This window comes from Arthrobacter sp. 2YAF22_2 (genome assembly GCF_052114645.1).
Taxonomy (GTDB): domain Bacteria; phylum Actinomycetota; class Actinomycetes; order Actinomycetales; family Micrococcaceae; genus Arthrobacter.
Genome location: NZ_JBFRFD010000255.1, coordinates 1 through 5,234 on the forward strand (window position 1 = coordinate 1; position 5,234 = coordinate 5,234).

Consider the following 5,234-nt stretch of genomic DNA (forward strand, 5'->3'; position numbering starts at 1 on the left):
CTGCTGCTTGCCTGCGATATGCCGCGGGTTGCCGGCGCCGTGAATGCCCTGTTGGGCGCCTTGGCCGTCGGCGCGGACGGCGGCCGCGACGGCGCCGTCGCACTCTCGGCGGACGGACGCAGGCAGCCCCTCGTGGGTCTTTATGGCACGGCTGCGCTGCAGCGCGCCGTTGCCGACGCGGCCCGGCGGTACGCCCTGGAGGGAGGCTCGGTCTTCGCCCTCCTTGCTAGTCTTGAGCTGTGCACCGTCCCGGTTCCGCCCGGTTCCACTGACGACGTGGACACTTGGGACGATGCCTCCGCCTTGGGGGTGTCCGGTCCCGGTCCGATCCAAGGCGACTGTGCCGAATTCAACATTGGAGGCAAACGGTGAAAAGCCAGGATGAAACGCTCGAAGACTGGTGCCGCGCCCTGCTCCAGGCCCTTGAGCTGGAGGACGTTGAGGTCGACATCAACGACGTGCTCGGCCTGGCTGGCGTGGCCGCGCACTCAATCGTCCGTCCTGCCGCGCCGCTGACCACATTCATTGCCGGTTTCGCCGCCGGACTGGCCGCGGGCTCCGGCCAGGCGACAGACACCGTGTCGATGCAGGCGGCCATGGGCGTTGCCCGGAAGCTGGCCAAGGAATACGCCGCCGCCGAGGCTCCCGGGGCATGACGCCCGGGCCCCCTTCCGGCGCGGACCCGGGCGATTCCGAGCCGGCTGCCGCCGGGGCGGAGGCCGGCTCCGACTCCGCAACAGCCGCCGCACCCGGCGCCGAAACGAGGCCCGACGGAGCGGACCCCGCACCGGCGCCGCACCGGCACCTCGCCCACAGCTGGCAGGAGGCCTGGCAGCTGGCCTTTGATTGCGCCACCCCCATCCCGCCCGCGCCCGTGCAGCTCCGCTACGCCCTGGGGAGGACGCTGGCGGAGGACGTGTCGGCCCTGCATGACATGCCGCACTACGCTTCCTCAGCGATGGACGGTTGGGCCGTCAACGGCGGCGGTCCGTGGATCTTGGCCGAGCCCGGTCAGCGGCTGGCCCCGCACCAGGCCAGCCCGATCGTCACCGGCGGACTTATCCCGGCGGGCGCTAAAGCCGTGCTCCGCAGCGAGAGTGGCATCATCGCCGCGGATGAGGACGGGTTGCCGGTCCTGAAACTGGGCGGCGGCGCAAGACCCGGGGAACCCCGCAACGGCGAACACATCCGCCCGGCTGCGGAAGAGGCCACGGCGGGGCAGGTCCTAGTCAAGGCAGGGGTCGTGCTCAACCCGGCGCATCTGGCACTGGCGGCCCTCGCCGGGCACGATTCGCTGCCGGTCCTGGGCAAGCCTGTGGTCCGCCTCGTGCTCACCGGCTCCGAAGTCGTCAGCAGCGGCGTCCCCGGACCGGGAGAGGTGCGGGACACCTTCGGGCCGCAGCTGTCCGCCGTCGTCGAAATGCTTGGCGGGATCTGCGCCGAGGAGGTCAAAATCGGCGACAGCGACGCCGAATGGCTCGCGGCACTTGAGGACACCGACGCCCCCGTCCCGGAACAGGGCCCGGTAACTGGGCCGGAGTCCGGCGCGGAGCTGGGGGCTGCCGGTCCAGTGCCGGCCGACGTCGTCATCACCACCGGCGGGACCGGCCGCTCCGGCACGGACCATCTCCGACGCACTGTCGTGGAACTGGGCGGCCGGCTGCTGATCGACGGGATCGCCATGCGCCCGGGCCACCCCGCCGTGCTGGCGGAGTTGCCGGACGGCCGCTTCGTCATCGGGCTGCCCGGGAACCCGCTCGCCGCCATGATGGCGTTGTCCACGATCGGAACCCCGCTGCTGGCCGCCCTCGGCCACTCGACGCCGCCCCCGGTGACCGAGGTTCCGTGCGGCACCATGATCGATCCCGACCCCGGCCGGACCAGACTGATGCCGTTCCGCATGCTCTACGGCATGGCCTCGCCCGCGCAGCACACCGCCCCGGGCATGATGCGCGGACTGGCAGCGGCCGACGGCGTCCTGGTGGTCCCGCCGCACGGTGTGCAGCTGGGGGAGCCGGTGCCGGCGTTCCCGCTCCCGTGGGGCGCACCCCTCCCGGATCCGGCCGCCGAAAAACCGCCCGCGAAGCCCGCCACCAAGCGGTCCGCCCGGAAGCCGGCGGCGGACGGCCCGGTGGACTGGAGCGGCCTTCTTGGCTGAGGGGCGGCCGAAGACCATGATGGAAACAGGAACTTCCGGCCGCCGCCGCGCGGCCGGGCCACACACCGTGATGAGACGGGACGCAATGCTGATGAGGAGTATCCGATGGGCCGCCTGACACAGCGCCGCAAAGTGCACAAGATTGTCCTGGACGGCTCGCCGCAGGCACTGGAATTCCCGGTCCGGCACCGGGAAGATGTGCTGGCCGTCGAGGAACCGCTCGAGATCCGGCTGGGCAGCCTGTCCTTCTCCGTCACGATGCGGACGCCGGGGCACGACTTCGATCTGGTCGCCGGGTTCCTCGTCTCGGAGGGTGTTATCTGGACCCCGGAGCAGCTCCTCTCGCTGCGGTTCTGCGCCGGTGAGGACGAGGACGGCGTCCAGACGTTCAACGTGGTGGAGGCGCAGCTGCGGGCCGACGTCGTGCGGCCGGACACGGGGCGGAACGTCTACACTTCCAGCTCCTGCGGGATCTGCGGCACCGACTCGATCGAAGCTGTGCGGAAGTCCTCGCACTWCAGCCCCGCCGCGGACCCGCTGAGCCTGCCGGTGGAGACGCTTGCCTCGTTGCCGGACCTGCTGCGCGAAGCCCAGGCCGTCTTCGACGTCACCGGCGGCGTCCACGCCGCGGGGCTGTTCCGGATTTCCGACGACGGTACCGCGGAACTGCTCTGCCTGCGCGAAGACGTCGGCCGGCACAACGCGGTGGACAAGGTGGTGGGCTGGGCGCTGCGGGAAGGCCTGCTGCCCCTGAGCGGAACCGTCCTCCAGGTCTCCGGCCGGGCGTCCTTCGAGCTGGTACAGAAAGCGTCGCTGGCCGGAATCCCGGTGCTGGCCGCCGTCAGCGCACCCTCTAGCCTGGCCGTGGAGCTCGCCGAGGCCAGCGGGATGACGCTGGCAGGGTTCAGCCGGGGAACCTCCCTGAACGTCTACGCCGGCCACAGCCGCGTGTCCGTTCCGGCAGCGATCGGATAAGCGCCTTGGCATAACCGCGGCAGCCGACGTAGATTTTTATCCATCGACTGGACCAGCGGCTCGGACCCGACGTCGCTTCATCCGCACCAGCGCAAAGAGGATCACATTGCACGACGACCGCCGTCTCACGGAAGTCCGGCTGGACCGCTTTTTGCGCGAACGCATCCTCCCCGCGGTGTACCCGCGCACGGCTCCGCTCGCACTGAGCAGCTGGGATGCGCCGGGCGAGCCTGTCCCCGTACAGGAGGCGTTGCGGCAGGAATTCGGACCGCAGGAGCCCGGCGCGCCGTGGGGCCGGCCCTGGAGCACCAAATGGCTGCGGCTCCAAGGCGAGGTCCCCGGTTCCTGGGGGAGCACGGAGGATACCGCCGTCGAAATTCTGGTGGACCTGGGCTTCAGCGCCGATCTTCCCGGCTTCCAGTGCGAGGGCACGGCCTGGCGGGCCGACGGAACCGTCATCAAGGCACTCTCCCCGCGGAACCAGTACATTCCCCTGAAGCTGCTGGGCGGCGGCATGTCGGTGGACTTCTACGTAGAAGCGGCCGCCAATCCGGACCTCTCGCAGGGCTGGACGTTCGCGGCCACCCCCTACGGGGACAAGGCCACGGCCGGCGCCAAGGCACAGTACCGTCTGGGCCCGATCGTCATCGCCGAGCTGAACCGGTCCGTCTGGGAACTGCAACAGGACATCGGAACGCTCCGCGGACTCATGCACGAACTCCCGATGGAGCTGCCCCGCCGGCATGAGATCCTGCGGTCGCTGGAACGGATGCTGGATGTGATGGACCCGGACGACGTCCCGGGCACGGCCGCCGCGGGCCGGGCGGCGCTCGCCGAGGTGCTGGCCCGGCCGGCCTACGCCTCGGCCCACCAGCTGGTTGCCACCGGCCATGCACACATCGACTCCGCCTGGCTGTGGCCCGTCCGGGAAACCATCCGGAAGTGCGCACGGACGTTCTCCAACGTCGTTGCGCTCATGGACGAGGACCCCCGGTTCGTGTTTTCCTGCTCCTCGGCGCAGCAGCTCGCCTGGATCAAGGAATACTACCCGGAGCTGTACGGCCGGATCCGGGAAAAGGTCAGGACCGGACAGTTCGTCCCGGTGGGCGGCATGTGGGTCGAATCGGACAGCAACATGCCCGGCGGCGAAGCGATGGCGCGGCAGTTCCTGGAGGGCAAAAGCTTCTTCCTGGCGGAGTTCGGCGTCGAATGCCGGGAAGCGTGGCTGCCGGACACCTTCGGCTACTCCGCCGCGCTGCCGCAGATCGTCAAGGCGGCCGGCAGCCGCTGGTTCCTGACCCAGAAGATCTCCTGGAACCAGGTCAACCGGATGCCGCACCACACCTTCAGCTGGGAGGGGATTGACGGCACCCGGCTCTTCACGCATTTCCCGCCGGTGGACAGCTACAGTTCCGAAATCAGCGGCCGGGACCTCGCGCACGCCGAGCGCAACTACCGGGACCACGGCCGCGGCAGCATGTCCCTGCTCCCGTTCGGTTATGGCGACGGCGGCGGCGGCCCCACCCGTGAAATGCTGGCAGCGGCGCGCCGCACCGCGGACCTGGAAGGATCCCCCAAGGTGCGGCTCGGCGCGGCCTCGGACTTCTTCGCCAGCGCCGAGGCGGACTATCCGGACCTCCCCGTCTGGGTGGGGGAAATGTACCTTGAACTCCACCGCGGCACCTACACCAGCCAGGCCAATACCAAGCGCGGCAACCGGCGCAGCGAGCATCTGCTGCGGGAAGCGGAACTGTGGTGCGCCACCGCTACGGTCCGTGCCGGCGCACGCTATCCGGCGGCCGAACTCAAACGACTCTGGCGCCTGGTGCTGCTTCAGCAGTTCCATGACATCCTGCCGGGCAGCGCGATCGCCTGGGTGCACCAGGACGCCGAACGGAACTATGCCGCCGTCGGCCGGCAGCTGGAGGAGATCATTGCCGAGGCCGCCGCCGCGGTGCTGGGTCAGGGCGAGCAGGAATTCCTGCTCAACGCCGCTCCGCACGCGCGTGATGGCGTCCCCGCCCTCGCCGCGGCCGGACCCGTGCGTCCGGCCGTGCCCGTCCACGCAGAGGCGGCCGGCGACGGCTACGTGCTGGACAAC

General features: G+C 70.2%; 5 protein-coding genes. All 5 read left to right on the forward strand.

The window, feature by feature from the left end; translation table 11 throughout:
* Positions 1 to 372: molybdenum cofactor guanylyltransferase (gene mobA, locus AB4Y86_RS11460; RefSeq protein ID WP_441402353.1), on the forward strand; the 372-nt coding region annotated here is incomplete at its 5' end.
* Complete coding sequence (locus AB4Y86_RS11465) at positions 369 to 656, forward strand: DUF6457 domain-containing protein (RefSeq protein WP_441402354.1); 288 nt, start codon at positions 369 to 371, stop codon at positions 654 to 656. The genes mobA and AB4Y86_RS11465, both read left to right, overlap by 4 nt.
* Positions 653 to 2,158 carry a molybdopterin molybdotransferase MoeA gene (locus tag AB4Y86_RS11470; RefSeq protein WP_441402355.1) on the forward strand — a complete coding sequence of 502 codons (1,506 nt, stop codon included), beginning with the start codon at positions 653 to 655 and terminating at the stop codon, positions 2,156 to 2,158. The genes AB4Y86_RS11465 and AB4Y86_RS11470 overlap by 4 nt, the downstream gene beginning before the upstream one ends.
* Before the next feature lie 105 nt (positions 2,159 to 2,263).
* Positions 2,264 to 3,133, forward strand: a complete 870-nt coding sequence (gene fdhD, locus AB4Y86_RS11475) for a formate dehydrogenase accessory sulfurtransferase FdhD (RefSeq protein WP_441402356.1) — start codon at positions 2,264 to 2,266, stop codon at positions 3,131 to 3,133.
* Positions 3,134 to 3,239: 106 nt separating this feature from the next.
* Positions 3,240 to 5,234: alpha-mannosidase (locus AB4Y86_RS11480; RefSeq protein WP_441402357.1), on the forward strand; the 1,995-nt coding region annotated here is incomplete at its 3' end.